Source organism: Amycolatopsis sp. NPDC023774 (assembly GCF_040639695.1).
GTDB lineage: Bacteria > Actinomycetota > Actinomycetes > Mycobacteriales > Pseudonocardiaceae > Amycolatopsis.
On sequence record NZ_JBFAAJ010000026.1, the window covers coordinates 59753 to 86547 of the forward strand.

The 26795-nt window shown below is 70.9% G+C and carries 30 protein-coding genes; 20 read left to right on the top strand and 10 right to left on the bottom strand.

The window, feature by feature from the left end:
- The first annotated feature begins 212 nt into the window (after positions 1-212).
- A complete protein-coding gene (locus AB0F91_RS36120) occupies positions 213-341 on the top strand; it encodes a hypothetical protein (RefSeq protein WP_360605030.1) in 129 nt (42 codons plus the stop codon).
- Between the two features lies 1 nt (position 342).
- On the opposite strand, the gene AB0F91_RS36125 is transcribed toward AB0F91_RS36120, so the two are convergent.
- Positions 343-966 carry a maleylpyruvate isomerase family mycothiol-dependent enzyme gene (locus AB0F91_RS36125; protein WP_360605032.1) on the bottom strand — a complete coding sequence of 208 codons (624 nt, stop codon included), beginning with the start codon at positions 964-966 and terminating at the stop codon, positions 343-345.
- Positions 967-1123: 157 nt separating this feature from the next.
- Between AB0F91_RS36125 and sigJ the strand changes: the two genes are divergently transcribed.
- From sigJ to AB0F91_RS36140, 3 genes are all read left to right on the top strand, one after another.
- On the top strand, positions 1124-2014 hold the full coding sequence (sigJ, locus tag AB0F91_RS36130; RefSeq protein WP_360605034.1) for an RNA polymerase sigma factor SigJ: 891 nt from the start codon (positions 1124-1126) through the stop codon (positions 2012-2014).
- 96 nt (positions 2015-2110) lie between these two features.
- A complete protein-coding gene (locus AB0F91_RS36135; protein WP_360605036.1) occupies positions 2111-2569 on the top strand; it encodes a carboxymuconolactone decarboxylase family protein in 459 nt (152 codons plus the stop codon).
- Positions 2570-3155: 586 nt separating this feature from the next.
- Positions 3156-3722 (top strand): hypothetical protein, encoded by a 567-nt coding sequence (locus tag AB0F91_RS36140; RefSeq protein ID WP_360605038.1) that lies wholly within the window; start codon positions 3156-3158, stop codon positions 3720-3722.
- 42 nt (positions 3723-3764) lie between these two features.
- On the opposite strand, the gene AB0F91_RS36145 is transcribed toward AB0F91_RS36140, so the two are convergent.
- Positions 3765-4829 (bottom strand): putative sulfate exporter family transporter, encoded by a 1065-nt coding sequence (locus AB0F91_RS36145; RefSeq protein ID WP_360605040.1) that lies wholly within the window; start codon positions 4827-4829, stop codon positions 3765-3767.
- 139 nt (positions 4830-4968) lie between these two features.
- Between AB0F91_RS36145 and AB0F91_RS36150 the strand changes: the two genes are divergently transcribed.
- Positions 4969-5724, top strand: a complete 756-nt coding sequence (locus AB0F91_RS36150; protein ID WP_360605042.1) for a GntR family transcriptional regulator — start codon at positions 4969-4971, stop codon at positions 5722-5724.
- Here the strand turns inward: AB0F91_RS36150 and AB0F91_RS36155 are convergent.
- Positions 5711-6361: a cupin domain-containing protein gene (locus AB0F91_RS36155; protein ID WP_360605044.1), complete on the bottom strand. Its 651-nt coding sequence runs from the start codon at positions 6359-6361 to the stop codon at positions 5711-5713. The two genes, AB0F91_RS36150 and AB0F91_RS36155, sit on opposite strands and share 14 nt — an antisense overlap.
- 52 nt (positions 6362-6413) lie before the next feature.
- Between AB0F91_RS36155 and AB0F91_RS36160 the strand changes: the two genes are divergently transcribed.
- Both AB0F91_RS36160 and AB0F91_RS36165 read left to right on the top strand, forming a co-directional pair.
- A complete protein-coding gene (locus AB0F91_RS36160; RefSeq protein ID WP_360605046.1) occupies positions 6414-7238 on the top strand; it encodes an alpha/beta hydrolase in 825 nt (274 codons plus the stop codon).
- Positions 7239-7486: 248 nt separating this feature from the next.
- Positions 7487-7636, top strand: coding sequence for a UBP-type zinc finger domain-containing protein (locus AB0F91_RS36165; RefSeq protein WP_360605048.1), 150 nt, complete (start codon positions 7487-7489; stop codon positions 7634-7636).
- Between the two features lie 214 nt (positions 7637-7850).
- On the opposite strand, the gene AB0F91_RS36170 is transcribed toward AB0F91_RS36165, so the two are convergent.
- On the bottom strand, positions 7851-10955 hold the full coding sequence (locus AB0F91_RS36170; protein WP_360605050.1) for a discoidin domain-containing protein: 3105 nt from the start codon (positions 10953-10955) through the stop codon (positions 7851-7853).
- A gap of 106 nt (positions 10956-11061) precedes the next feature.
- Positions 11062-11628, bottom strand: coding sequence for a hypothetical protein (locus AB0F91_RS36175; RefSeq protein ID WP_360605052.1), 567 nt, complete (start codon positions 11626-11628; stop codon positions 11062-11064).
- A 150-nt stretch (positions 11629-11778) separates the two neighbouring features.
- On the opposite strand from AB0F91_RS36175, the gene AB0F91_RS36180 reads away from it, so the two are divergent.
- From AB0F91_RS36180 to AB0F91_RS36200, 5 genes are all read left to right on the top strand, one after another.
- Positions 11779-12372, top strand: a complete 594-nt coding sequence (locus tag AB0F91_RS36180) for a TetR/AcrR family transcriptional regulator (RefSeq protein ID WP_360605054.1) — start codon at positions 11779-11781, stop codon at positions 12370-12372.
- A 345-nt stretch (positions 12373-12717) separates the two neighbouring features.
- Positions 12718-12963 (top strand): helix-turn-helix domain-containing protein, encoded by a 246-nt coding sequence (locus tag AB0F91_RS36185; protein WP_360605128.1) that lies wholly within the window; start codon positions 12718-12720, stop codon positions 12961-12963.
- Between the two features lie 109 nt (positions 12964-13072).
- Complete coding sequence (locus tag AB0F91_RS36190; RefSeq protein ID WP_360605056.1) at positions 13073-13234, top strand: hypothetical protein; 162 nt, start codon at positions 13073-13075, stop codon at positions 13232-13234.
- A gap of 383 nt (positions 13235-13617) precedes the next feature.
- Complete coding sequence (locus tag AB0F91_RS36195) at positions 13618-14055, top strand: SHOCT domain-containing protein (protein ID WP_360605058.1); 438 nt, start codon at positions 13618-13620, stop codon at positions 14053-14055.
- Between the two features lie 108 nt (positions 14056-14163).
- Positions 14164-14664, top strand: coding sequence for a hypothetical protein (locus AB0F91_RS36200; RefSeq protein ID WP_360605060.1), 501 nt, complete (start codon positions 14164-14166; stop codon positions 14662-14664).
- 79 nt (positions 14665-14743) lie between these two features.
- Here AB0F91_RS36200 and AB0F91_RS36205 read toward each other — a convergent pair whose 3' ends face one another.
- On the bottom strand, positions 14744-14950 hold the full coding sequence (locus AB0F91_RS36205) for a hypothetical protein (RefSeq protein WP_360605062.1): 207 nt from the start codon (positions 14948-14950) through the stop codon (positions 14744-14746).
- A 999-nt stretch (positions 14951-15949) separates the two neighbouring features.
- Here AB0F91_RS36205 and AB0F91_RS36210 point away from each other — a divergent pair.
- From AB0F91_RS36210 to AB0F91_RS36230, 5 genes are all read left to right on the top strand, one after another.
- Complete coding sequence (locus tag AB0F91_RS36210) at positions 15950-16795, top strand: ABC transporter permease (protein WP_360605064.1); 846 nt, start codon at positions 15950-15952, stop codon at positions 16793-16795.
- 38 nt (positions 16796-16833) lie between these two features.
- On the top strand, positions 16834-17814 hold the full coding sequence (locus tag AB0F91_RS36215) for an ABC transporter substrate-binding protein (RefSeq protein WP_360605066.1): 981 nt from the start codon (positions 16834-16836) through the stop codon (positions 17812-17814).
- 13 nt (positions 17815-17827) lie between these two features.
- Positions 17828-18640 (top strand): ABC transporter ATP-binding protein, encoded by an 813-nt coding sequence (locus tag AB0F91_RS36220; RefSeq protein WP_360605068.1) that lies wholly within the window; start codon positions 17828-17830, stop codon positions 18638-18640.
- Positions 18637-19689: an amidohydrolase family protein gene (locus AB0F91_RS36225; protein WP_360605070.1), complete on the top strand. Its 1053-nt coding sequence runs from the start codon at positions 18637-18639 to the stop codon at positions 19687-19689. Before AB0F91_RS36220 ends, AB0F91_RS36225 begins: the two co-directional genes overlap by 4 nt.
- A 145-nt stretch (positions 19690-19834) precedes the next feature.
- Complete coding sequence (locus tag AB0F91_RS36230; RefSeq protein ID WP_360605072.1) at positions 19835-20605, top strand: GntR family transcriptional regulator; 771 nt, start codon at positions 19835-19837, stop codon at positions 20603-20605.
- A gap of 100 nt (positions 20606-20705) precedes the next feature.
- Here the strand turns inward: AB0F91_RS36230 and AB0F91_RS36235 are convergent, their stop codons facing one another.
- The 4 genes from AB0F91_RS36235 to AB0F91_RS36250 all read right to left on the bottom strand — a co-directional run bounded on the left by AB0F91_RS36235 (position 20706) and on the right by AB0F91_RS36250 (position 23557).
- Positions 20706-21275: an SDR family oxidoreductase gene (locus AB0F91_RS36235; RefSeq protein WP_360605074.1), complete on the bottom strand. Its 570-nt coding sequence runs from the start codon at positions 21273-21275 to the stop codon at positions 20706-20708.
- Positions 21276-21376: 101 nt separating this feature from the next.
- A complete protein-coding gene (locus AB0F91_RS36240) occupies positions 21377-21529 on the bottom strand; it encodes an SDR family NAD(P)-dependent oxidoreductase (RefSeq protein ID WP_360605076.1) in 153 nt (50 codons plus the stop codon).
- A 152-nt stretch (positions 21530-21681) separates the two neighbouring features.
- Entirely contained in the window at positions 21682-22200 is a 519-nt protein-coding gene (locus AB0F91_RS36245) for a DUF1269 domain-containing protein (RefSeq protein ID WP_360605078.1), read from the bottom strand.
- Positions 22201-22279: 79 nt separating this feature from the next.
- Entirely contained in the window at positions 22280-23557 is a 1278-nt protein-coding gene (locus tag AB0F91_RS36250; RefSeq protein WP_360605080.1) for a hypothetical protein, read from the bottom strand.
- A gap of 227 nt (positions 23558-23784) precedes the next feature.
- Here AB0F91_RS36250 and AB0F91_RS36255 point away from each other — a divergent pair, with 227 nt between their 5' ends.
- From AB0F91_RS36255 to AB0F91_RS36265, 3 genes are all read left to right on the top strand, one after another.
- Positions 23785-24000 (top strand): CotH kinase family protein, encoded by a 216-nt coding sequence (locus AB0F91_RS36255; protein WP_360605082.1) that lies wholly within the window; start codon positions 23785-23787, stop codon positions 23998-24000.
- A gap of 64 nt (positions 24001-24064) precedes the next feature.
- Positions 24065-25075, top strand: coding sequence for a CotH kinase family protein (locus AB0F91_RS36260; RefSeq protein WP_360605084.1), 1011 nt, complete (start codon positions 24065-24067; stop codon positions 25073-25075).
- A 325-nt stretch (positions 25076-25400) separates the two neighbouring features.
- Entirely contained in the window at positions 25401-26621 is a 1221-nt protein-coding gene (locus AB0F91_RS36265) for a phosphodiester glycosidase family protein (protein ID WP_360605086.1), read from the top strand.
- Positions 26622-26795: the final 174 nt, after the last annotated feature.

Here is a 26795-nt window from a genome sequence, read left to right on the forward strand (position 1 = left end):
GGCCGGACGCCGGCGTCACGCGGGTCATCAAGAGCCAACCGGAACAGAGCCGGTCCACGGTGTCCCCGCGCCCTTGCTCAGACGGACGACAGGACGCCCGCCACGTGGACCGAGATGCCGTGAACACGTCACCACCCGGCCGCGCGCCCTCTACACTGTGCGTGTGTCTGCGCAGGTGATCGCCGGGCGTTATCGGCTGGAGGAACGCCTCGGTGCCGGCGGGATGGGTGTCGTCTGGCACGCACGCGGGCCCGCACCTGCCGATGTCGGTCGGCCTCCGCGTCGGCCTCGACGCGCCGCAGCGGACACTGTCGCTGCTCGAACCGGTGGTACGCGCGTAGCTCAGGCGCTCAGCCGGCTGCTCAGCTCCGCCACACCGTCGCCACCGAGATCGGCCAGGAACGCCGCGCGGCCCGCCATCACCATCACCAGCGACAGCAGCGGCCCGGTGACCTCGGGCCCGGCGCCTTCGGCGAAGCCGGCGTCCGTCGCCCGCAAAGCCAGACCCGCGGCCACGGTCTTGCTGTTCACCGCGAAGTTCTTGGTGGCGAAGAACCGCGCGACCGCGAGCAGCCCCTCGGCGTCCGGCGCGTGCTTCAACCCCAGCGGCTGACGGATGTCCTCCGCGTGCACGATCACCTCGCCCAACCCCGCCGGAGACGGCTTCACGGGCGTCACAATCGGTCCGACTCGGCGAAACCGCTCGAACGTCTCCTCCGGCGCACTGCCCCGGAACTCTTCGAGCCGCCGCCGGTTGTGCACATCACCGTCGAACCAGGCCCCGACCATGCTGCGAAACCAGGCCCACCGCGACAGTGTCGCGGCCGCCCCGAGGTGGGCCACGACCTCCTCGACATCCCAGTCGGCGCACAAAGTGGCGGAACGCCACTGCCGCGGCTCGAGCGAGCTCAGGTCTTCGACGAGCGCGGCGAGCTCACGCGCCTGCAACTCCGGCAGGTCGTTCACGCCAGTGACCATAGCCGCCTCACCCCCGCCGCGAGGCCCATGCGACACGCGGCGGCGGCGTGCTCGCCGGCACGGGACTGTCCGGCGATCATCGGTGCGAGCGTCCGGATTCTGATGGGTACGCTGAATCCACGTGCCGGAGGAGGTTGCGGTCTGCATGGGTGATGGGCATGCGCCCGGACGGTCCGAGCAGCAGGACAGGCTCGGCGCCGAGTGGGAGACGCATCGGCCTGCGGTCTTCGGCGTCGCCTACCGGCTGCTGGGGAGCGTGGCCGACGCCGAGGACGTCGCCCAAGACGTGTGGCTGAGAGCGGCCGGATCCGATCTGAACCAGGTCGACGACCTGCGGGCCTGGCTGGTCACGGTGGCCGCACGACGGTCGTACGACATCCTCAAGAGCGCCCGGTCGCGCCGGGAGTCCTATGTCGGGCCGTGGCTGCCGGAGCCGCTGCTGACGGGGCCGGACGCCTCGGAGCCGGTGCTCGTCGACGAGTCCGTCGGTGCGGCGATGCTGCTGGTCATGGAGGAGCTGAGCCCGCCGGAGCGGGTGGCCTTCGTCCTGCACGATGTGTTCGCGTTCGAGTTCAGCCGGATCGCGGAAGTGCTGGACGTATCCGTGCCGGCAGCCCGGCAGCTCGCCTCGCGGGCGCGACGGCGGGTGGCCAAGGCGAAGCAGTCCCCTTCGCAGGCAACGAAAGCGGAGCGCGAACGGGTGCTGGCGGCCTTCCGCGCCGCCTACGAATCCGGCGACCTGACCGGCCTGGTCCGGCTCCTGCACCCGGACGCCGTCTACGTCACCGACGGCGGCGGCAAGGTCTCGGCGGCGCGCAAGCTCATCCGCGGTGGTGAGCGCATCGCCGAGGTCATGGCGCGAGTGGGCCGCCAGTGGCGTCCGGACCGCATCGATTTCGCCGAGGTGGGCGGCGAGCTCGCCCTCGTGTTCCGCCGGGAGGGCCGCGTCTACTCCGTCGACACGGTGCAGATCTCCGACGGCCTGATCACCGCCTACCGCAGGGTCCTGAACCCGGACAAACTTTCTCGGGTCTGAGCTGTCACACCCGCACGGGCTACCTCGTCTCCCTGCCGAGAACGCACGACGCGCCAGCACGGCGCGGTTGGACCACACGAAGGAATCGAAGGAACCGTGACGAACACCCAGCGTGTCAGCATCGACAAGCAGCACCCAGCCGCCTACAAGGCCCTCATCGCCCTGTCGGCCGAGGCGGACGCCGGCGCCACCGCAGCCGGGCTCGACCCGCTCCTGGTCGAACTGGTGCGGATCCGCACCTCCCAGATCAACGGCTGCGCGTTCTGCCTGCGCATGCACACCCGTGACGCCCTTAAGAAGGGCGAAAACCCCGACCGGATCGCCGTGCTGCCCGCGTGGGAAGAGGCCGACTACTTCTCGGCGACGGACCGCGCCGCCCTCCGCCTGGCCGAAGCGATCACCCGCGTCTCGGACGGACACGTCGGCGACGAGGACTACACCGCCGCCGCGGCCGAACTCACCGAAGACCAGATCTCGGCCGTCTCCTGGCTGGTCACGGTGATGAACGCCTTCAACCGCGTCGCCATCACCAGCCGCTACCACGTCGCCGGCTGACCTCGCTCCCACCGGTCCGCCGGTCGCCGGCGGACTGGTGGCCTCGGCCGGGAGACCATCGCGGCTTCGGCCCCGGCCCGGCCCACCCGGGACGCAGCGCGGGTCACGCATCCACCGTCCCGAGGACCGTGGTCTCGCCGGCACCGCGAATCCGCTCGATCACACCGAACGTCACCAGAACATGCCCACGCTCCTCCTCGACAGCTCGACGACGACGGGTTCACCGCGGGGAACGAGGACCCTCTGCGTGCCACCCTGAGCCGCGAGCTCCAGCAAGCCGACGCCGTCCTGAGCCGCGGCAACACATAGCGGCCCGGCACGCCCCGCGACGGCAGGGGTTTCGTCGTGCTCTACCTGACCGCTCGCTTCGCGACCTACTTCGGCATCACCGAAGTCGAGTTCGTCATCCCGAAGCTCACCTCTGGCTTGAAGCGGGCGTAGGGCCGGAATCTGTCAGCCGTTACGAAGCGTCTCGAGCCCGAGCACACGAGGACGCCCTCATCAAAGCCAAGGAGCTGGCAGCCCGATTCGCTCGAGCCGCATCGCCGTTCCCCGGACCGGCCGGCCGGCCGGGTACCGTGCGGCGGTGACCACGCTCGACGATCGCGGCGGTGTGCCGCTCAGGCGGCTGCACTGCGCGCCGCACCCGGGGCGGGAGTACCTGCCCATCGAGCTCGCCCTGCGCGACATGCGGGCGGCGCACGGGCGCGACCCCGAGACGGGTGACGGGCCCGGCACGCGGTCGTGGGTCGGGGTCTGCCTGGGCATGATCGTGCTCGACACGTTGTCGGGGACGTCCGCGCCGGCTGGGCAGCGGTTCAAGCGGCTGCTGATCGAGCACGGCGTGGAGCACGACGACGCCGTGGTGCTGTGGATCATCCGCAACTCGCTGCTGCACGGCTACGGCCTGCCGCGCCCGGCCGACGTGCGGCACCGGCGTGTGGAGGTGACCGGCGAGACCGACACGTTCGCCCTGGACACCGGCGACGCGCGGCTGGTGCGGCTGAGCGCGCCGGTGTTCTGCAGCCACCTGGTGGAACGGGTGGCGGCGTCGGTGCCGCACCGGTGGGACACGAGCCTCATCCACACGCACGACGCACCCGCGGACGTTCGCTACGTGCCGGCCACCGACCGCGGCGACCACATCGGGTAGGGCCTCCGGCTGGCGCAGCCCGTGCGGCGCCTGCCCGGGTTTTCAGAGCGAGCCGGTCGCCGCTTGCAGGCCGAGGCTCGTGGCCGCGACGGCGATCCACAGGAGACCGCCGAGCAGCAGCGGGCGGGGGCCGGCGCGGCGCATGTCCGCCAGGCGAAGGGAAAGCCCGATGCCGGCCAGCGCGGTGGTGATGAGGAACGTGCCCAGTGTGGACAGTGCCGGGTGCCAGGACGCGGGCACGACGCCGAGGCTGTCGAGCGCGGCGGCGGCGATGAAGCCCAGCAGGAACAACGGGACGATGCGCCGCCACGGCATGGTGCGGATGCTGAACCCGGCGTCGCCGGGGTTCTGGCGAGCTTCGCGGCGCGCGGTCAGGAACGCGAGCACGATCACGATGGGGATGAGCGTGAGCGTCCGGGTCAGCTTGACGACGATGCCGTACGAGCCGGCGTCGCCCCCGTAGGCGAAGGAGGCGGCGACGACCGACGAGGTGTCGTTGATGGCCGTGCCCGCCCACAGGCCGAAGCTGTGCGAGCTCATGCCGAGCAGGTGGCCCAGCGGCGGGAACAGCAGCACGGCGGCGATGTTGAAGGTGAAGATCGTGCCGATGGCGTAGGCGACGTCCGTCTGCTTCGGCTTGATGACGGCGGTGGTGGCGGCGATCGCGGACGCGCCGCAGATGCCCGTGCCCACGCCGATGAGGGTCCGCGTGTCGCCCTGGACGCCGAGCCAGCGGCCCAGCACCCAGGCCCCGCCGAGGGCGACGGTGAGCGTGCCCAGCATGACGGGCAGCGACTGCACCCCGACGCGGACCACTTCTTGCAGCGACAGCCCGGTCCCCAGCACGACGATCGACAGCTGGAGCACCGGTTTCGAGGCCACGCCGTAGCCCGGCGCCCACCGCTGCGCACGCAGTCCCGGCACGACCGCTGCGGCCAGCGCGCCGAGCAGGATGCCGAACACGGGCCCGCCGACGATCGGGACCAGGGAGCCCAGCGCGGTCGCGACCCCGGCGACGAGCAGCGCCACGAGCAGCCCGGGAGCGGCTTGGGCGACGCGGTCCCGCGCCTGGCGCCGGTCGGCGGCCCGGTCCTGGGTGGCGGTCACCGGGCGACCGTTCGTTCGCGTGTCCCCATCGACGCTTCCCTCCCGAGTCCACCCTACCCAAATGTACGTACATTCAACGTAGATTATGTCCGCACATTTGGCTACCGGTAGTGTCGGGTGAGACAGCCCGGAGGAGGCCATGGCCCCACGAACGCTGAGCCGCTCCGGCTCCGAACCGCTCTGGCGCCAGCTCCAGCGCGAGCTGCTGATCAGGCTCGACGCCGGTGAGTTCACCGAGCAGTTCCCGGGCGAGCTGGCGCTGGCCGAGGAGTACGGTGTCAGCCGCCACACCGTGCGCCAGGCCCTTCGCCAGCTGCGCGCCGACGGGGTGGTCGTCGCCGAGCGCGGCCGGCAGCCGCGGGTCGCGCCGCCGGCCGAGATCGCACAGCCACTGGGCGCGCTCTACAGCTTGTTCACGTCCGTCGAGGCGGCGGGCCTCGCGCAGCACAGCATCGTCCGCACGTTCGACGTCCGCGCCGACGCACTGGTCGCCGAGCGCCTCGACCTCGAAGCCTCGACGCCGCTGGTCTACCTGGAGCGGCTCCGCCTGGCGGGCGACGAGCCGCTGGCGATGGACCGCGTGTGGCTCCCCGCCGACGTCGCGAAACCGTTGCTGCAGGCCGACTTCACGCACACCAGCCTCTACGGCGAACTCGCCCGCCGCACCGGGATCCGCCTCGACCACGGCCGCGAAGAAGTGCACGCCGTCATCCCCACTGCCGCCGAACGCACCCAGCTCGCCTGTGCCCACGACGTCGCCGCCTTCGCCATCAACCGCCTCAGCCACTCCCAGGGCCGACCGATGGAGTGGCGCCACACCCTCGTCCGGGGCGACCGCTACGCGCTGACGGCCGAGTTCTCCGCCGCCGGGTACCGGTTGGTCAGCCAGTCCTGAGGCGCTCCGCGGCCACGAACCGCACCAGCGTCGAGGGTGCGCTCTCCGGCCGGCGCGCTCGCAAGCCGTCGCTCGGCAGCGCGACGAGCCGCTCTCGGCTTGGCGACCTTCCGTGCCCGGACCCCGACGGGCCCGCACTGGCGCCGGCTGGTCTTTCGCCGGAACCGCGCGCGGGAAGTGCCGACCGCTGCGCGGAACGCCTCCACGAACGCCGATTCGGACCGGTAGCCGACCTCCCCGCGATGCGCGCCACGGACCGGTCGGAGCGGCTTCCTCGCGCAGGACCTCGGCCAGGGCGAGCGCCGAGGGTGAGCGTGGCGCCCTGCTCTTCTTCGACCGGCAGCTCCCGTCCTGAGGTCACTCTGACGTGGTGGGCGTCGCCGTGCGGGAGGACGAGCAGATCCCCGGGCGCGAGATCGACGACGGCCGAAGCCGTGGTCACGGTGCACCTGCCCTCGAGGGCGACGGAGAACGGCACCCGCCCGGGCGGCGGCGCTTCGTGATCCACGGAGAACCTGCCGGCCATCGCGCACCGCACGTCGACGCTGCTCTGCGGGCGAACGCCACCGAACCAGTGGCCGCATAAGCGTAGTGTGCCAAGCGCAGGTTCGAACGCGCTTCGATTCAGTGTCCACACGCAACAGATTCACGAGGTATCCGGGAACGTCGCGAGAAACGGAGACAAAGCCATGCCGACGATCACCACCGACGACGGTGTCGAGATCTTCTTCAAGGACTGGGGCACCGGCCAGCCGATCGTGTTCAGCCACGGTTGGCCGCTGTCGGCGGACGACTGGGACACCCAGATGTTGTTCTTCCTGCAGCAGGGTTATCGCGTCATCGCCCACGACCGGCGCGGTCACGGCCGCTCGGCGCAGGTCGCCGGAGGACACGACCTCGACCACTATGCCGACGACCTCGCCGCCGTCACCGCCCACCTCGACCTGCACGACGCGATCCACGTCGGGCATTCCACCGGTGGCGGTGAAGTCGTGCGCTACCTCGCCCGCCACGGCGAGGCCCGCGTCGCCAAGGCCGCGATCCTGTCCGCCATCCCGCCGCTGATGGTGCAGACCGACTCGAACCCGGGCGGCCTGCCCAAGAGCGCCTTCGACGACCTGCAGGCGCAGCTGTTCGCGAACCGTGCTGTGTTCTACCGAGCGGTGGCCTCGGGCCCGTTCTACGGCTACAACCGGTCCGGCGCAGAACCCGACGAGGCGATCATCCAGAACTGGTGGCGCCAGGGCATGATGGGCAGCGCGCTGGCCCACTACGACGGCATCGTCGCGTTCTCCCAGACCGACCAGACCGAGGACCTGAAGAAGATCAGCGTCCCCGTCTTCGTCGGCCACGGTGACGACGACCAGGTCGTCCCCTACGCCGATGCCGCCTTGCTGTCGTCGAAGCTCCTGCAGAACGCCACGTTGAAGATCTACCCGGGGTTCCCGCACGGCATGCCGACCACTGAGGCCAAGACGATCAACGCGGACCTCCTGGAGTTCTTCCGGTCCTGACCGCGCGATCCGCTCTGCCTCGCCCCGGCGCGGACGGGGTAGAGCAACTCGTCCGCATTGGTCGTTTCCTGATCCGATTCCGGCGGAAACTGAGCCCCTTCGTGGACCTTTCCCCGATCCCGCCGAATGCTCCAGGTCGAGCTACGACCGAGGGAGATTCTCGTCGACGGTGTTGACCCCCACAACCACCGAGCGGCACCGGCTGCGCGGACTGTGAAGCGGCCGGACCGAAGGGCTGGTGGTTCCACTTGCGACAGTGCGCGGTGTGCGGGCACGTCGGGTGCTGCGACTCCTCGCCCGGCCGGCACGCCCGTGCCCACGCGCCTCGACCGGCCACCCGGTCGCCCACAGCTTCGAACCCGGCCAGGGGTGGTTCTGGGACTACCCGCAGAAAGTGAGGTACGACCGCGGTGCGGCCCTGGCCGCCCGTTCAGCCGCCCCGTCGACCAGCCCGCGCCAGGCCCCTGGGCCGAGTCGCGGAAGGCTGGGCTGAGCACCTCCACAACTGATCCGGCCCACGTCGAGGACGAGGCCGCCCGGCGTGACGCGGCCGCAGATGCGGGCCGCGCCGGCGTGGCCGTTGTCTTTGATCGGCGAGCCTGACCCGCCAGGTCACCGCACGGTGAGCCGCGTCAGGCCTGCCGTCGGGTTTCCAGTGACGTGAACGGCGATGTAGCGCGCCGGGCCGCTGAGCGGGACCGTGGTGGTGCGGCGCGCGGCCGGGGTTCGTGCGGCGGTGTAGGTGCGGCCGTCGGTGCTGGTCTCGACCGTGAAGGGGGGCAGGCGGCCGCCGGTCCACGTCAGTTCGGCGGTGGTGACGGGATGGAGCGCGCCGAGGTCGAGGACGAGGCGGCCGTCGGGGCCCGGGCGCCACGAGGTGCGCGGGTCGTCGTCGACGGCGGCGGTGGGGGTGGTCATGCCCGGCGGGAGGGGTTCGGTGGGGAAGACGACCGCGCCCAGGGCCAGGTCCGGCAAGGGGTACGGGCGGGTCCGGTGGGAGGTGACCGTCACCGGGTGCCGGGCGGGGAGGACGACGGTCCGCCATGGTTCGCCCGCCGGCTGCACGGAGAGAACCACGGTGCGGTCGGCGCTCAACCGGAGGGTGGCGGCGTCCACGACGGTCGCGCGCACTCCGGCGGGCAGGGTGCGGCCCACGCCACGCACGGTGAAGCGCGCCGGTTCGACGCGGGCTTCGGCGGGCGACGCCGAGACCTGAACCGTGGTGCCGGTCGTGGTGAGCACCTGGTCGCCCCGGTAGAGCGCGGCGGTGCCGTCCGAGGCCGGCAGGGTGAGGGTTCCCGACGTCGCCGCGGCGGAGAGGTTGAACAGCACGAGGTGCCCGTCGAGCACGGAAACCCGCAGTGCCGCGGAACTCGCCGCCGGGCGGGGCGCGCGCACCGCGGCGGGCAGCTCGCGCGGGTCCGGGTGGCATTCGACGTGCAGGGGCCCGGAATCGCCGTCGGACAGCACGATCCGGTCGCCGGTGACGGTGGCCGGATGCGGTGAGCCGGACACGACGAACCCGGCGCGGCCGTCGACGTCGAGCCAGCCGCCGGTCGTGCTCACCGCGGGCAGCGGGTAGGTGCCGGCCGCGGTCCAGGTGGTGCCGTCGGTCGAGGTTTCCACGCGGTAGCGCCGGGCGGCGGCGGCCTCCCAGGCCACGCGAACGCGGTCGAACCGTTGTGGCGCACCGAAATCTAGAGCGAGCCAGCTGTCGGTGCGCCGGCGGTCGGCGACGGAGACGGCCCAGCGCGTGGTCGCGTCGCCGTCGTTCGCGTACTTCGCCTCCTTGCCCGGCGAAGCCGATGAAGCCGACGCCGTGGCCGCGCGGGCGAGGTCCGCGCCCGACGCCCCGTCGCGGACTTCGAACGACCACACCGAATACCCGTACGTCGGATCCGGCTGGACGCCGAGGATCCGCACGTACTGGGCCGTCACCGCGGGGAAGGTCACATCGTCGGTGCGCCCGCCTCCGGACGGCGGCGCCGGCGCGACGGGGACGGTCACCGCGCCTTCGGCGGTGCGGTAGGTCCGTTCGCCGGTCAGCCCCGGCACGCCGGGCATGGCGAGGTTGTACACCGACACCACGCCCTCGCCCGCGCCGAGACCGGTACTCGAGTAGACCGCCGCGCCCGTCGGCAGGGTCGCGAAACCGGCGCAGCCGTTGTCGAACTCCCACACCGCGGCGCTCGCGTCGAAGCCGTCGCGGACCTTCGACCACGTCGTAGCGTGCCGCTCCCGCACCGCCAGCGCGGTGGACGGCAGCAACATCGGCGTGGCACCGCTGACGGTGAAAAGCCAGTCGTCGTGGTGCGGCTGCCACGCGAACTTCGTGAACCCCGGTTTGCTCACCGCCGCGGCCCACGCTGCCGGGCTGCGGTGCGCGAGCAGGCCGGGCCCGACGCCGAAGTCCGCGACGCCGACGGCGTGCGCGTCGAACTCCGCCTGGCTCACTGGACGCACCGGGCCGCCGTGGTCCGCGCGCCATTCGTGCAGCAGGTAGCTGATCGCGATCTCCGCGCGCGCCTCCGGCTCGTACTTGGGCTCGCCCGAGAACTTCGTGACGCGGTCCGCGGGCGCGTAGGCCTGGTACGGCTCCAGCCGTTGGGCCAGCTGGGCCTCGGCGCGCGCGGCGTAGCGGTCGCCGAGCACCTGCGCGCGGAAGGCCAGCGGGATGACGTCACGGCCGTACAGGTGCTCGCGGTCGGCGACCATCGGCATCAGGGGCTCACCCGCGTCGCTGGCCATCAGCAGCATCGTGCGCCAGAGCAGCTCGCCGTTGGGCTGCGCGGTGAGCACTTCCGGCAGCGGCTGCCCGGCGAGCAGGAAGTGCATCGCGTTGCGGCCGGAGGTCCGCCACAGCTCTTCCTGGTAGTGCGGGCCGAAGGAACCGTGATTCTCCACCAGGAAGGTGTCGTAGAGGTTCTCCGCCGTGTTGGCCGAGATCGCCACGCCGTCGACGACGCGCGGGTTCGCGAGGTCCGCCGCGGGCAGCGCGGTCTCGTTGCGGTTCCACCGCCCGAACCACTCGCGCCACTGTGCGGCGCGGGGGTCCTTCGCGGCCCAGGCCATCCCCGGCGCGAGGGCCTGGGCATACACGCCCATCTCCTCCAGCTTGGTGTCGCCGACGTGCCCACCGGCCAGCCCGTTCGGCGTCCAGTCACCGGACAGCGGGTCGTCGCCGGTGCCGAGCGCCGCGGTGTAGGCGGCCTGACCGGCCGCGATGTCGTCGAGGTTCGCGCGCGTGGCGGCGTCGAGGTCGTGCCACAGCAACCGGCCGGCCAGCTGGAAGTAGGACTGGAACGTGGTGTCGAAGAACAGCCGGCGGCCCCACTCGGTGCCACCGGTGACGAGGTTGCTCGCCGCGAAGTGCCGGATGGTGTCGACGGTGTGCCGGTGCAGCACCTCGCGCTCGACGCCCGTGACCGCCGCGTCGTACCCATCGCGCGTGAGCAGGACGGCGTTGCCCAGGACCACGGCGAACGTAAAGTCCTTCGCCGGGTAGATGCCGGCCTTCGCGTCGAACTGCTGCTCGGCCCAGCGGGTGTGGCGCAGCAGCACGCGCAGGTAGGTCGCGGCGACGTCGTCGGGCGCTCCCCCACCGCGGGCCGGGACCGGTGCGCCGGCCCGCGCCGCCGGGGTCACCAGCCCCGCGCTCACCAGCGCGAGCCCGCCCGCACCGAGTCCCTGAAGCACCGCGCGCCGCCTGAGCGCCATGTCCGCCCCCTCGTTGACAACCTTGTCATCACGTCGGCGCCGATTCTGCTTGCCAAGACGGCGAGCGGGCAACGCCGGACGGGAAACCCGTCCGATTCAGGACAACTCAGCCAGCGGTGGAATCATTCGCGGCACGCCCCAGCCGCAGGGCCGAGACGAGGAAGAAGATGCCGCCCAGCGTGGCGTAGCCGGCGAGGGCCGTGAGGGATGCACTGTCCTTTGTGGCCTGCAGAACGAACGAAGCGCCGGCCACGACCGAGATCCCGCCGCTGAGGATCACGGGCCACTGGCCGCCCAGGGTACGGCGGAGGAGGCCGACGGCCAGCTGCACGAGACCGGCCACGATCGCCCAGGCGCCCCACACGCCGAGGACGGCGGGGATGCCCGACGAGGCCGCGACCGCCAGGCCCACCGCGGCGAGCAGGCTGATCACCACGTTCGCGTACAGGCCCGCGACCGGCATGCCGCCCTTCGCCGAGCGGGCGTCGACGACGGCCGCGGCCACGTCGAACAGCGGGTAGAGCACGAGCAGCGTGATGCCGGCGGGCCCGAGATGCGCCCCGGCCGTGAACAGCAGCGCAGCCCAGACCACAGCGAACGCGAAGCGGGTGAAATACAGGCGCCGCAAGGGTTTCGCGATGCCCGCGGTGGCCGGCACGGTGCTGGTGCTCAAGGGGTACTCCTTCGTCGCGGAACTGCGCCCGCTCAAGTAGACAGATCGTTCTATCTCGCGGTGACGACTATGGCAGTGACGGAGCCGAGCCGTCAAGACCGATCGTTCTATCTGCTACCGTGGAACCAGCGACGAGAGGTGGACCGCGAAGTGTCCGAAGCACGAGCCCGACTGCTCGCTTCGGCGAGCCGGCTGTTCTATGCGGAGGGTCTCCACTCGGTCGGCATCGACCGGGTCATCGCCGACGCGGGCGTCACCCGCGCCACGCTCTATCGCCACTTCCCGAGCAAGGACGACCTGCTGGTCGCGTACCTGACGGCGGCCGACCAGGCGATCCGTGCCGACGTGGAGACCGCCCGCACCAGCAAGGCCTCCGGGGCCGACGCCGTCCGCGCGGTCGCCGAGTCGATCGCCGACGGCATCCGCACACCCGGGTTCCGGGGCTGTGCCTTCCTCAACGCCGTCGCGGAGTACCCCGACCCCGCGCACCCCGTCCACCAGGCCGTCCTCACCCACCGGCAGTGGTTCCTCGACGTCGTCACCGAGCTGCTCGCACAGGCCGGCGAGACAGCACCCGAACCGGCCGCGAGGCACTTCGTCATGCTGCGGGACGGCGCGATGGCCGCGGGCTGCCTCACCGATCCGGCGCCGGTCTGCGAAACGTTCCGCCTCGGCGTCGAGGGAATCCTGAGGTACCGGGACACTCCGGTCGTGCCTCCGAAGAAGACCGGCGGGGCTTCCTAGGTCCGGCCCGTTTCGCCTGGCCGCGACATCAGCGGCCGCCCTCGATCCCTCGCGCCGGCGGTGAGCGCCGCCCCAGCGCCGCCGCGACCACCGAAGACAGCCTCGCCCTCACCCGGTCCTGGGTCGACGGCCTGCCCGACCTCGCCCTCCCCCGGCCTCGTGCACCGGTTCGTCGCCGAGGTTGTCAACGGCAGCGACCTCGACGTGGTCGGCGTGCTCTGGCTCGGCCACCTCGCATGGCCCGCCGGCAGGGCCCGCGACCGTCGGCAGCTCAGCACGAATGAACATTCATCAGGATGACGGCGCGGCACGGACCCGAGACGCCGAGGCAAGAGCCGGCAGCTGCTGGACGGCGCGCTGGCCGAGTTCGCCGAGCACGGCATCGGCGGCACCCGCGTCGAGCGCATCGCCGCCCGCGCCGGGGTCAGCGCCAGGCTCGTGTATTCCTTCTACGACGACAAAGAAGGGCTGTACGAAGCGGTCTACGACGCCATCGTCGAACAGGTCGTCTTCGGGATCCCGATCGACGCGGACGACCTGCCCGAATACGCGGGGCAGCTCTACGACTCGGGCCGGCGGTACCGGACGTGATGCGCTTCATCACCTGGTACCAGCTCGAGCGCGGCGGCGCCCGGCCTGTCGTGGCCCAGTCCATGACCGACAACACCGCGGCGATCGAAGACACGCAGCGCCGGGCACCGTGACCGATCAGCGGCCGCCCGGCGAGCTGCTCGCCCTGGCGCTGACCATCGCGAACATGTGGCAGAACCAGGGCGAGGAAGTCCGCGGTCTCGCCCCGCAACCCGAACGCCGCCGCCTCGTCACCGACACCGTCCGGCAGCTGGTGGCCCCGGCTCACTGACGGCGGGGGCGGCGGACCACTGTCGGTCCACTGTGGAGGAGAGCCCGTACCGTCGTGACGGCACGCGGGATACCGCCTCACCCGAATCGGAGGAGCACGGCGGCCCCGGAACGCTGGGCCCTACGGGCGGCGTCGGCACAGTGGCCTGCACGGCGGGCGGCCGGCGCCGTGAGCGCCGCCCGGCGACGCCGGGGAACCGATCCCAGCGCCGGATTTCACCTCCGCCGGGTGATGTCGCGCGGGGCGTTCGCTGGGAACGCTTCCTGTGACCGCGTACGGCAGCTCTCGCGGCAGAACCCGCGTCCGGGGCAGGCCGGGGCCACGGCCTGGAGCCGTCGACCTGGTCGCCGGTCCGTTGTGGACGGAACGTCACGGTCGTGCGGGTGTCGAGCATCGGAGGCGTGATGACACTGGCTCAATCGGACTACCCGTTCCTGGACGTGATCTGGACCATGCTGGTGTTCTTCGGCTGGGTGGTCTGGTTCTGGATGCTCATCGTGATCTTCGGCGACCTCTTCCACCGCTCTGACGTCTCCGGCTGGGGCAAGGCGGGCTGGACCGTGTTCGTCCTGGTGCTGCCGTTCGTCGGCGTGCTGGTCTACCTCATCGCGCAGGGCAAGCACATGGGCGAACGCCGCCGGTCCGAGGCGGCGTCGACCCAGAAGCAGTTCGACGACTACGTCCGCTCGGTCGCCGCCAACGGCGACAAGGGCGACAAGGGCGCCGCCGGCCAGATCGCCGAAGCGAAGAAGCTCCTCGACACCGGCGCCATCAACGCGGAGGAGTACGAGTCCCTGAAGGCCAAGGCACTCGCTCGGTGAGCGTGGGCCGGTCAGGCCCCGCCGGCAGGCCGAGGCCGGCGGGGCCGCCCCTGCCCCGCACGGCGACCGGGAGAGCCGGTTTCCGACCAGGCGCTGGCGGAGGTGGACGTGGCCGAGCAGGTGGGTGACCGAAGCGCCGGACGGCGCCGGGCCGCGGGCATCTACGGGGTGATCGTCACCGCAGCCATCCTGACCGCCGTCGGCGGACAGCTCTCCACCGTGGCGCTGGCGATCGCGGTCGTGGTCACGCTGCTGATCTACTGGACGGCCGAGGAATACGCGGAACTGCTGGGCCAGGAAGTCGAGGACGGCAAACTGCCGAGCCGGGCGCGGATCGCTGCGGAGCTGCGGGCCACTTGGCCCATGGTGACGGCCTCGTTCGGCCCGATCGCCGCGCTGCTGCTGGCCCGGCTCGCCGGTGCCTCCCCCGGCGCCGCGGCCAACACCGGACTGGCGGTGGCCGTGGTGGTCCTGACCTACCACGCGTGGTCCGCGGCGCGGGTGGCCCGCCTGCGCGGCGCGGCGCTGATCGGGACGACGTGCGCGGCGGGGCTGCTCGGCGTCGTCATGATCCTGTTGAAGAACCTGGTTCTCGTTCACCTGCATTGACGTCCGGGGGTGGCACACCAAAGCCGGGTACTTGCGCCGGATTGGCCGCCCTGGCACCCGCGACTGCCCATTGAGACGATCAGTCGGTGACGCCGGCCGCGTCCGGCAGGGTTCGCGCGGTGGCGACGGCCAGGCCGCGCAGGTCGTCGGCACGGCTGCCGCCCCCGGCGCAGAGGACGGCGAGCCGGCAGGTGAGGAAGTCGGGGTCGGTGACGTTGCCCCGTTCGGCTTCGGCGCGGAAGAAGCCCTCGAGGTACCCCTTCGTGAGCCGAGCGCGTCCGGCCACTTCATCGGGATGCCGCTGGCAGCGGGCACCCCGCCGCCCCACCGGAATCCGCAGCTCGAACGGTACGAGCGGTTCGGCGTGCTGGAGCTGGCGCCGGTCCTCGCGCAGGTCGGGTGGCTGCCGGAGGACGACGTGAAGCGGCTCGGGCGTGCTACCACACCCAGCTTTGCCGCTTTGTCGACGTTCGGCGGCTGCCGGTGTCGATCCCCCGACCCGGCATAACGTTCTCCAAAACCTTGGTGACTCTTGTAAGATGCATAGAATCTTCGCGAGGCGAGGGACTCAACCACGGCCACCACCCCTCAAGGCTGGCGCGATACCGACGGACTCCCTCACACCCACCACGTTCAACCCCGCCGCGCTGCGCGGGTTGGGGGTGCGCCAAGAAGAACGCGTGCTGACGCGCATGGTCGACGAGCTGCAGCTGTTCACCACGATCCTCATGAGCCTGCACCTCGGCGCCGTCGCCGTGCCCGCTTCGACCCTGCTCGCGGCGGGCGAACTGCGCGAACTCGTCGTCGCCCCGCGGGCCGGCGTGGTTCTCGGGTCGGCGGAACACGCCGCCACGGTCCGGCGGAGTGCAGGACGCCGTCGGGCACCGAAGTCGTCGGGAAGTGCGTCGTCGGGAAGTGCTCGGTACTCGCGTCCTGGTATGCGATCACCGCTCCCCCGGCGATCTGTGTCTCCGGGGCAGCGGCACCGCGGACACGCCGGCCATCGCGGCGGCCGGCGCCACCTTGACGACGGTCGGGCGAGCCCATCCCGGAACTGGTCCCCGAGCTTTCAGCTCAGGCAAAGAGCCACTCCGCACCAACTGGTAGGACCTCGCGTCACGCACCCGGCCCGACGTGGTCCCCGATCATCCACAGTGGACAACCGCCCTCGACCAGCACATATCCGAACAAAAGCAAGCCCCGGTCCCATCCCCTGAGAACCCTTGTGCCCGCCCGGACCGGCTCCTATTGTCCGTCAGACGTCTGACGTCTGAGGAGGCAGCGGATGGTGGCGAACCGTGTCGACGGCCCGGCCGGACGAACCGAGCGTGACGGACCGGTGGACTCCCAGGACGAGCGCGACCGGCGGGCGGACCGGCGCCACCGCTGGGTGGTCCGCGGCGGGCAGTGGTGCGTCGGCGTGCTGATCATCGTGCTGTGGCAGCTGGCCGGGGAGGTCTTCGGGGCGTTCACGGTCAGCAGTCCGTGGCTGATCGTGCAGCGCATCGTCGAGCTGGTCAGCGGCGGCACGTTGTGGCCGGACCTGGGAGCCACGCTGGCGGAGACCTTCGCCGGGCTGGCGATCGGCATGGTGATCGGCGTGGCGCTGGGCGTACTGATCGCCCCGTCGAAAACCGTCGGGCGCTGGTTCTACCCGTACATCATGGCGCTCTACAGTCTGCCGCGCGTGGCGCTCGCGCCACTGTTCATCGTGTGGTTCGGCATCGGCCTGGAGTCGAAGATCTTCATGGTCGTGACCATGGTCGTGTTCGTCGCCTTCTACAACACCTACCAGGGCATGCGCGGCATCGAGCCCGACCTGATCGAGATGACGCGCAGCTTCCGCGCGCCGTGGACGGCCCGGCTGCGGTGGGCCATCCTCCCCTCGATCGCGCCCTGGATCCTGACCAGCCTGCGGTTGTCGATCGCGCTGGCGCTGATCGGCGCGGTGATCGCCGAGCTCGTCGGCGCGAGCCAGGGGCTGGGCTACTACATGGGTTACGCCGCCAACGTGCTCGACACCACCGGAGTCTTCGCGGGCCTGGTGATCATCACGGTGATCGCCATGCTCGCCGAACAGCTCGTCACGCTCGTCGAGCGACGGGTCCTGCGTCACCGCGCCACCCGCTGAGGTCCCCTCCGACCACCGCACAGATGAGGACACCACCGATGACCACCCTCTCCCGCATCACGGCCACCGTGGCCGCCCTCGCCCTGGCCGCGACCGCCACCGCGTGCGGCAGCTCGTCGGCCGGCAGCGGCGGCGACTCCAAGACGATCCGGGTCGAGCTGTTCTGCAGCGGCCTGGCGCCCATCGCCGCCGAGCTCGCGCAGAACAGCGGGATCGCGACTCAGAAGGGCATCACCATCGAGCCCATGTGCGTCACCAGCGGCTCTGCTGCCACCAACGCCCTCATCGGCGGCAGCGCCGACGTGTTCATGGGCGACATCGGGCACGTCGTGCTTGCGCAGAAGAAGGGGGTGAAGATGCGCGCCTACGCCGTGGCCAACGACCGCTTCTCCTACCTCATGGTCGCCCGCAACGACATCGCCTCGGTCAAGGACCTCGCCGGCAAGAAGGTGGCCGTGACCGCGCCGGGCACGCTGTCGGACACCGAGATGCAGAAGGCGGCGCTCGACGCCGGGCTGAACCCGAAGAAGGACCTGACCGTCGTCAGCGGCGGTGCCGGCGCGACGATGCAGGCCGAGCTCAACGGCGGCCAGGTCGTCGCCGGGATGACGAGCCAGCCCGACACGCTGCAGCTGCTGCGGACCGGGAAGTTCAAGGTCCTCTGGCAGGAGCCGGACTACCACTACGTCGACATCGTCGCGATGGCCGACCAGGACTGGGTTTCCGGGCACCAGGACCTCATGAAAACCTTCCTCGCCGCGATGGACGAGGCGTCCATGCAGGCCAAGGCCAACCCGGACCAGGCGGCGACGTGGATGAAGAAGCAGGGCTACCAGGTCAGCGACGCCGACCTCAAGACGATCGTCGCCGAGGCGATCAAGAGCGTGCCCGACGGGCTCAAGGCGCAGGACGCCGTCGTGAAGTCCTCGACGGACCTGCTGGTGCGCACCGGGTTCCTCACCGAGCCGGTTCCGTCCACTCAGGACATCTTCGACTACAGCCTGCTGCCCGCGAAGTAGCCGGGAGGACACGATGACCGAAACGTTGCCGTCCTCGACCGAGCCCGCCGCGGCCACGCCGAAGCTCAGTCTGCGCGGGGTCGGACTCGGTTACCGCACCCCGAAAGGCCGGTTCGTCGCGCTCGACGACGTGACCCTCGACCTCGCGCCCGGCGAGTTCGTGGCGCTCGTCGGCCCCAGCGGGTGCGGGAAGTCCACGCTGCTCAAGCTGATCGCGGGCCTGCTGCCCACGACCACGGGCGAGATCCGGCTCGACGGCGCACCGGTGCCCGAAGGCGTTCCGGAAGGCGTGGGTCTGGTTTTCCAGTCCGACGCGCTGTTCCCGTGGCGCACGGTCGCGGACAACATCCGCTTTCCCTTGGCGCTGAAGGGAGTCTCGGCCGAAGAGCAACGCGCAGAGGTGCGCCGGTTGGTCGAGCTGGTCGGGCTCACCTCGTTCGAGCAGAGCTATCCCAACCAGCTCTCCGGCGGCATGCGCAAGCGCGTCGGCATCGCCCGCGCGCTGGCGTACGACCCGGACGTCTACCTGATGGACGAACCGTTCGGGCCGCTGGACGCGCAGATGCGGATCCGCCTCGGCGGCGAGTTCCTGTCCATCTGGGAGAACCTCGGCAAGAGCGTGGTCTTCGTGACCCACGACGTGGAGGAGGCCGTGGCGATGGCCGACCGCGTGCTCGTGATGAGCCGCGGTCCCGGCACGATCAAGGAGGAGTTCCGCATTTCCCTGGACCGGCCGCGCCACTTCCAGGAAGTCCGGTTCGAACCCGAGTTCCAGCGCCTGCAGCGGGCGATCTGGCGAAGCCTGGCCGAGGAGTTCGACGCGTGATCATCGACTGCCACAACCACGTGCTGGCCACCGCCCTGCCTCCCGGGCACGACCGATTCGTCCGCGAGATGCGGGCACCCGGGCACCGGCGGGCGGGCCGGCTGCCCGCCTACCGGCCGGCCACCGACGAGGACTGGGTCGGCCTGGAAGGCGACCTGGACCCGATCGACCCGGTCGCCCTCGTCGACGACCACGTGAGCGCGGGCGTGGACCGCGCGACCGTGCTGGCTGTCGCGCCCTCGACCTACACCGCCTACGGCGAACGCGGGACCATCGACCTCGGCCGGGTGACCGATGTGGACGGTCCGCTGGAGGTGGCCAAGAGCAACGACTACATCGCCTCGCTGACCCGGCAGCACCCCGAGCTGATCGGCATGAGCGCCGTGAACCCGAAGTTCCGCGGCGTCGGGTGGGCCCGCGACGAACTGACGCGCGCCGTCGGCGAGCTGGGTCTGCAGGGGCTGAAGCTCTACCCCATGTACGACCACTACGCCCCCGCCGACCGTGACCTCGCCTTCCCGATCTACGAACGCGCGGTCGAGCTCGGCATCGGCGTGATGGTCCACATGGGAACGTCCTCCGCCAAGGACACCGTCCTCGACTACGGCCGGCCGGGCGCACTCGACGAGGTCGCCCGGCACTTCCCCGACCTGCCGCTGCTGGTGTGCCACGCCGGGTTCCCGTGGGTCGACGAGTGCCTGGCCATGGTGGCCCGCCACGACAACACCTACCTCGACATCAGCATGTTCGCCACGAAGTCGACGCAGCGCCAACTGTACGACTTCCTCCTGCGCGCGCAGCAGCTGGGCTGCCCGCTGTCGCGGATCTGCTGGGGCACCGACTACCCCGGCGGCGGCAAACCGGCCGTCCTGCTGCCGAAGCTCACGCTCGTCAACGACGTCGCCGACCCCGGCGCGCCCATCTCGCGCCTGGACGTGGCGAACATGGTGGGCGGGAACTGGGCGCGCTTCGCCGGGCTGACCGACTGGAGCGAGCAGGAGACGCTGGAGCAGCTGGAGGCGTGGGAACCGCGGTGGCGCGACTCGTGACAGCTCGTGATCACCCGTCTGCCTGGCCCAGGGCGGGTTCAGAACGTTGCGGGAGGTCATTACGCTCGGAGTGTGCCGATCGACTGGGTGTGTCGGCAGCGTTGCCGTACGACGGGCCGTGAGGCCGCCCTGGGGAGGACAACCGATGGTCATGCGTGAGCCGGAGCTGACACCCGTCTCCATCCAGACGGTCGCCGCGGACTCCTACCGGCAGGCCAAGGAGCGGATGCGCGAGGCCATCACGCGCTACGCCGCCGAGGGCCGCTACCGCCTGCCGTCGGAGGAGGAGCTGAGCGCGGCGCTCGGGGTCAGCCGCGCGACGGTGCGCTCGGTGCTGCAGTCCTTGCAGAAGGAAGGCCGCATCCGTCGCCTGCACGGCAGCGGCACCTTCATCAACCGCCACACGATCGGCATCGCCGCCAACCTCGCCGAGGCCAGCCCCTTCGTCGACCTGCTCACCCAGGCCGGCTACCGCCCCGCGGTCCGCACGCTCGACCAGCGCCTCACCACCCTCGACGACGAGCTCGCCGCCTCCCTGGAACTCCCCGCCGGCGAGAGCGCGCTGCGCATCGAGCGCGTCTTCGACGCCGACGGCAAACCCGCGGTCCACAGCGTCGACCACGTCCCCGCCACCTTGCTCGGCGAACACCCCGAAGACAGCGACCCGCGCCGCTCCACCTTCGAGTTCGTCGAAACCGACACCGGCACGCCCGTCTGCTACTCCGTCGCCGAGATCCGCCCCGTCCTCCCGCCCACCGCGATCGCCACGGCCCTCGGCCTCCCCCGCACGCGCCCCGTCCTGCGCCTGCGCCACACCCACATCCGCGCCGACGAACTCCCGGTGGCGGTCACGGTGGTGCACGTCAATGACGACTACCTGCGGTTTTCGGTAATCAGGACCTATCTCGACCAGTAACGCCCGGCGGCCCGGTCGCGGAGCCGCTTCAGCCGAGCAAGGTGAGCGGGCTCAAGCAGGGTCGAGCACGAAGTCGTGCCTTCGCCGTGGGAGCTTGCGCCTAGTACGCCAGCCGCACTTCGGGTACTTGCGCTGTCTTCGCTGGTGGTGGCTGGTCTTCGCCTGCCAGAGCGGGATCACGGTCAGGTGAAACCGGAGCTCGGTGCCGTCCGGCAGTGAACACTGGCCGAGGGCGAACTGGTCGATCGGCCACTACCACGTGTCCGAGATCGTGGAATGACCGGCGCTCATGAGGCCTGTCCCTTGTGGATTCGAGGTGGACGCTCCGGGGCCGCGGACGATGGTGTCCGCGGCCCCCGATGGCGAGGCGGGTCAGTGGCGGCGCTGTGGCCGCCGTGACGTTGAGGATCTCGCCGATGACAAACGTGGCATTTTCCAGGCACGGCACGTCTTCGAAGACGGCGCTGCCCTCACCCGTGCGGCCCAGCGGGTGCAGGCCGGCGCGCTCGGCGTAGGTCTCGGGCGGGTTCAGCGCGGTCCTGTGGATACCCGTGGCGACCATGTTGACGCGGACTCCGCTCCCGGCGTACGCCACGGCCAGGGACTTCGTGGCCGCCTGTAGACCGCCCTTGGGCAGCATCGGAGCCGCCGCCGACACCACCGCCACCATGGTGGTCCACGAAACTGGTGGTGATCCGCACGATGTGCCCGTCGCCCTGCTCGAGCAGGTGCTAAAGCACCTTGCCGGTGATGTGAACCAGCCGGCCAGGTTCACCGACACCAGCCATGGGAATCCTCGGCTGTGAACTCGGTGAACGGCTTCACCGCGAACACAGCCGCGTTGTTGATCAGGGCGTCGATCCGGCCGAACCGCTCGATCGCCGTGGCGACCACCGCGTAACCCAGCTTGCGGTATCCCTCCACTCCTCAGGTAGTAGATCGGTTGTCTACAGCCAGGACCACGCCGCCCGCGTACCCGCGCCCAGAAGACAAAGCCACTCACCACCCAGACGGAAACTCCCACCGCGGAAGGAGCGCAGCAGCCAGTCCGGGTGGTCGGCCCGTGTGGACGGTCGTTACTCCTTGCCCGTCACCGCGGAGGCCGCCGCCGTCACCTGCTCGGCGCTGTCGGGGTCGACCATCTCCTTCGTGACCTTGGCCGCGTGCAGTAAAGCCTTGTCGACCTCGACGGCCCAGCGTTCTTCGAACAGCGCGACGATGGCCGAGCAGTCCGGCGGCAGCGTGTCCTCCACCTCGGCCTTGATCGCCTTCTTCTCCGCGTGCGACAGCAGCCCGCCGAGCCCGCCGCCGAGCCCGGCGCCCACGAACGCGCCGGCGAGCAGGGACGGCGGGAAGATCAGGCCGACGACGGCACCGCCGACGGCGCCCCACGTGGCGCCCTTGCGGGTGGTGTGGAAGTCGTCGTCGACGTGGATCTTGCCGTCGCCGTGGCGGCTGACGAGGATCAGGCCCTTAACCTTGATCACGTCCTCGTGGGCGAGCTGCTTGAGCCCGGCCCAGTCACCGCCGGCCGCGTCGGGGTCAGGGTAAGCGGCGATGTACAGGTCGACGGGCGCGTCCTTGTGCGAGGCCATGACCGGTCTCCTCCCGAGCTTCTCCAGCCCGAGCATGCCGTCACCCGGCGGCCCGGTACCTCACCCGTGCCGGGTGGGGTCAGGTGGGCGCGGGTGAAACCGGTTTCGCCGCGCGTTCTTCGGCGGCATAGGCCTCGGCTTCGGCGTTCGCGGTGTAGTCGGCGGTCTCACGCTGCAGCCGCCGGCGCACCGCGGGCTGCTGGGCCAGTGCGATCGCGAAGACGGTCAACAGCACCCACATCACGACGCAGCTCAGCACGATCAGGATCGCCGGCACCAGGACCGTGCCCAGCCGCTCCGTCAGCGCCCGCGCGGCGAGCACGCGCCAGATCAGCATGAAGTTGACGAGGTACCCGACCGCGGACGCCACGCCGAGCGCGATCAGGAACTGCTTGAGCGTGCCCGTTTTGCGGCGCTTCAACAGGGGTTCGTCGCGGTTCGGCAATGCGATCGAGAGCAGGTTGCCCACGCCGAGCCACAGCAGGATGAAACACACCACCAGCGTGCACGCGCGCGCGAACGCCTCGAACTCCCCGGCCCGCCAGGCCAGCAGGGCGCTGAGCGCGAACCCGATCGGCGCGACGATGCACACCAGCGCCAGGTTCTTGATCACCAGCACGTGCCACAGGCGTGCCCCGGTGTCCAGCGCCGCCCGCACGCGCATGGCGTCGAAGCTCATCGCGTTGACGCAGACGGCGCCGCCCATCACGTACGAGATCGTCCACAACCCCAGGTACGGCAGCCATTTCTGATCCTCGTCCCACCGGAACAGCCGCAGGTACCCCAGGTACAGCAGGCCCAGGCCGAACGCGATCCCCAGTGCCTTGACGGATTTGCGCGGCTTGCGCGTGAGCACGTACCGGATCTCACCGGCCAGACCGTGCGCGAGCGCCGGGCCGTGGCGGCTCACGGGGTTGGCGCCATGCCGCGGCACCTGCCCGTCGACGGTCACCGCGGCCGGCTCGTCCTCCCCCGCGCGGATGCGCGCGAGCCGCGCCTCCAGCACGGCGCGCGCGGCGTCGGTCAACGCCATCCGCGCGATCGCGACGGCGGCCACCCCGTCACGCTCGGCCTGCGCCGCGTCTTGATGCGTCACCGTCTGGTGCGGCACGGATTCCGCACTGTCTTCCTGCGGACCGGCGTCGACGTGGTTCTGCCGCAGCCGCGCCCATTCCGGCGACAGCCGGGCGGGATCGACGTCGCGGCGCATCTCCTGCCGCTGCTCCTCCGAGGCCGCGCGCGCCTTGCCGATCATGCGGCGCACGTCGTCCTCGTCCTTCCACTTCGCGGCCATCGCGTTCTTCTCGGCCGCCGCCGCGCGCTGGACCAGCTCCACGAGATCGTCGACCGCTGCCATACCCCAATCGTAGAAGCGGCGAACAGGGCCGTACAGGGGCGCTTTTCCAGCCGCAGCCGCTTCACCTGGCGGAAGGCGGCTTCGGTCGAGATCTCCGGGACACGGTTCCCCGCGCGGACGTCGTTCGCCGAGGTGGGGATCAAGAAGAAGTCGTTCTGCGGTTCGTTCAGCAACGACAAACCGTGCCTGCACATCGACTTCGGAATTTCCGTGACGCGAACAAACCGTTGATCGCGAACCTCATCGGGTCCCGGTTCCTGACGCTCAACAACTCCGTGCAGGATTCCGCCTTCGTGCGCCAGCCGCTCGACTACAAGCTGTTCGAACTCGCCGGGCTGCCGCATTCCCGCTGCAATTTCGCGCGCGTCCGCGCTCCCGGCGTCTTCGTGAACGCCGAACCGATCATGCCACGCTACATCGAGTGTAATTTCGGGAATCTGTAGGGGAATCTATACGAGCTGGAGCACAAGGACGACTTCACCGACCGCCCGGTTCGACTTCATCGGCGTGGAGGACCTCTCGGAGTTCGACGACAAAGCCGACCTGCGCCTGGCCGTCGACCACATCGCCGCGCACGGACTGACCGGGGCCGCCGAGGTGTTCGACCTCGACCAGTTCGTCAAGCTCTACGCGATGGAGTTCTTCCTCAAGCACTGGGACGGCTACACCGGAAACACGAACAACACCTACGCCTACAACGACGTCGAGGCCGTCGCCACACCCGGCTTGGCCGATGTGAAGTTCAAGCTCATCCCGTGGGGCGTCGACCAGACCTTCCAGCCCGACCGGCACTTCACGGTTCGCACCAGCGGCCTGCTGGCCGAGCTCGTCCACAACGACACCGGCCGCCGCGCGCAGCTGATGGACCAGATCCGCGCCTACCGTGACACGGTCTTCGGCCGCAAAACCCAGCAGGAAGTGCTGACACCGTTGCTCGAGCGGATGGGCGGCGTGCTGACGAGCCTGGGCGGGCCCGACATGCCGGCCCAGCTCATCACCGTCCGCAAGCAACTGCGCCTCGCCACCTCCGCCGGCTACCTCTGCGCGGGCCTGCCCGGCCCCGACGGGGCCTACGTCCGCGAAGACGCGACCAACGAGTGCCTCCACGCGAGCACCGAACCCGTCCCGGCCGCACCCGGCGCGCCCCCGAAGTTCGAGGTCGTCCACCGCCCCCGCCCGGCCAACGCCGAGGACGCCGACCTGTGGTCCGTCGGCCGCCTCGGCGCCGGCACCTCGCTCACCGGCAAGGCCACCGGCCGCTTCCTCCACGCGAGCGCCACGACCACGCCCCTGGCCCACCAGCTGCTCTACACGTGCGCCGCCGACAACTCCCACCACGCCGACGAGTTCACCCTCACCCCGATCGACCCGGTAGCCAACCCGACCAGCTTCAGCGGCTTCTTCACGGTCACCAGCGTCCGCACCGGCCAGGGCGCGACTTTCGGCGCCGACCCGACACAGGGCGGGAGTCCGAGGGTGTATCAGGATCCGGCGCCGTCGAGGTTGTACTTCACCTGAGCGGGGTCTCGCCGGGCAACGGGGCGCCGGGCGAGGTGTTCGCGACGACGTGACAGGCGCCGGGACGCCCGGCGCGGACGCTCCCAGACGCCGGCCTCGCTCGGCAAGACCGACCTGCCCCGTGCGCGCCGCCTCGACGACCACCTCGTCGAGCCCGCCGTCCGCAAGAAGCCCAGGCCCCTCGGGCCTGGGCTTCTTGCTGTCCCGCCGGACTCGCACCAGGAGCCCTCCTGCTGTTCATGCGGGGTTCACGGCCACGGACGGACGGGGTCACCACCGGCCGGGAGAGTGGGCGGGCTCCGTTCCGGCAAGAAAGGACCCATTCATGAGACTGCGCAGATCGTTGGTGGCGCTGACGCTGACCGCCGCCGCCACGACGGCGCTGCCGACGTCGGCGTTCGCCGGCCCGGCCTTCGACGTGACCGCCAGCCAGCAGGTCGCTCCCGGCGTTCGCCTCGAGACGTTCACGACCGCTTCGGCGAGTGCCGCGACCGTCCAGGGTGAGCTGCTCACCGTCGATCTGCGCAACCCGCGCGTCTCCGTGGACCTGCTGCACCCGCCGACGGTGGCGCAGGCCCAGCCGGTGTCGCAGATGGCGAACGCGCAGGGAGCGGTCGCCGGCGTCAACGGCGACTTCTTCAACAACACCGAGGCCCAGCACCCCGGCGTCGCCTTCACCGACTCCTCCGACGGCCCCGAGATCGCGGATCGGCGCGTCCTCAAGGCCCCCGTGCCGAACGGGCAGCGCTTCGGGCCCGGGATGCCGCCCGGAGTCACGACGGAGGCCGTGCTCGGCGTCGGCGTCGACCGGGTCGCGCGGCTGGGCACGGCGCACCTGGAGGGCAGTGTCCGCATCAAGTCGGCCACGTACTCGCTCGGCGGCCTGAACCAGTACGCGATCCCCGTCGGCGGCGTCGGCGCCTACACCAGCGCGTGGGGCACGACCTCCCGCGCCCGCTCGGTCTGCGGCACCGACACCAGCCGGGGCGCCGCGTGCAGCACGGACACCACCGAGGTGACGCTCGACCACGACCGGGTCGTCGCGGTCGGCGACACCGTCGGCGCCGGCGCGATCGCGCGAGACGAGACCGTGCTGGTCGGGCGCGAAGCCGGCGCGGACGCGCTGCGAACGCTCAAGGTCGGCCAGCACGTCACCGTGCACTACACCCTCTCGACCGGGCGCGGCGTCCCGTTCCGCTTCGCGATCGGCGGCTTTCCGATCCTCCGCGACGGCGCCGTGGTCCCCGGCCAGGACGCCAAGACCGCCGCGGTCCGCACCGGCGCGGGCTTCAGCGCCGACGGCCACACGCTGTACCTCGTCGCCGTGCAGGCGAAACCCGGCACCAGCGGCGGCATGACCACCCCCGAGGTCGCCCGGCTCCTGCAGCAAGCCGGCGCCGCCAACGCCGTGAACCTCGACGGCGGCGGCTCGACCTCGCTCGTGGCCCGCGACCCCGGCGCCCACACCGCCACGGTCCGCAACCACCCGACCGACGCCGCGGGCGAGCGCTCGGTCGCCAACGGGATCGGCATCTTCGTCCGCTAGGAATCGCCACCTTCGCGCGCCGGAGAACAGCCGACCCCGGCGTGGCCGATCTCCGCCTCCCTCGTCGCCGTGGCAGCCGGCTCCCCCGCCTTCCACGGCGACGACCAGCCCAGGCTTCGTCGACCTGCGGGGATTCTCGTGCTGCGCTCTCCACCCGGAGAGAGGAGATTGTGA

What these genes read in the sequence shown, in the direction of transcription:
- sigJ (WP_360605034.1), top strand. Translation starts at nt 1,124, where the DNA reads ATGGGTGATGGGCATGCGCCCGGACGGTCCGAGCAGCAGGACAGGCTC.
- AB0F91_RS36150 (WP_360605042.1), top strand. Translation starts at nt 4,969, where the DNA reads ATGGCCCCACGAACGCTGAGCCGCTCCGGCTCCGAACCGCTCTGGCGC.
- AB0F91_RS36160 (WP_360605046.1), top strand. Translation starts at nt 6,414, where the DNA reads ATGCCGACGATCACCACCGACGACGGTGTCGAGATCTTCTTCAAGGAC.
- AB0F91_RS36170 (WP_360605050.1), bottom strand. Translation starts at nt 10,955, where the DNA reads ATGGCGCTCAGGCGGCGCGCGGTGCTTCAGGGACTCGGTGCGGGCGGG.
- AB0F91_RS36210 (WP_360605064.1), top strand. Translation starts at nt 15,950, where the DNA reads ATGGTGGCGAACCGTGTCGACGGCCCGGCCGGACGAACCGAGCGTGAC.
- AB0F91_RS36215 (WP_360605066.1), top strand. Translation starts at nt 16,834, where the DNA reads ATGACCACCCTCTCCCGCATCACGGCCACCGTGGCCGCCCTCGCCCTG.
- AB0F91_RS36220 (WP_360605068.1), top strand. Translation starts at nt 17,828, where the DNA reads ATGACCGAAACGTTGCCGTCCTCGACCGAGCCCGCCGCGGCCACGCCG.
- AB0F91_RS36230 (WP_360605072.1), top strand. Translation starts at nt 19,835, where the DNA reads ATGGTCATGCGTGAGCCGGAGCTGACACCCGTCTCCATCCAGACGGTC.
- AB0F91_RS36235 (WP_360605074.1), bottom strand. Translation starts at nt 21,275, where the DNA reads ATGGTGGCGGTGGTGTCGGCGGCGGCTCCGATGCTGCCCAAGGGCGGT.
- AB0F91_RS36245 (WP_360605078.1), bottom strand. Translation starts at nt 22,200, where the DNA reads ATGGCCTCGCACAAGGACGCGCCCGTCGACCTGTACATCGCCGCTTAC.
- AB0F91_RS36250 (WP_360605080.1), bottom strand. Translation starts at nt 23,557, where the DNA reads ATGGCAGCGGTCGACGATCTCGTGGAGCTGGTCCAGCGCGCGGCGGCG.
- AB0F91_RS36265 (WP_360605086.1), top strand. Translation starts at nt 25,401, where the DNA reads ATGAGACTGCGCAGATCGTTGGTGGCGCTGACGCTGACCGCCGCCGCC.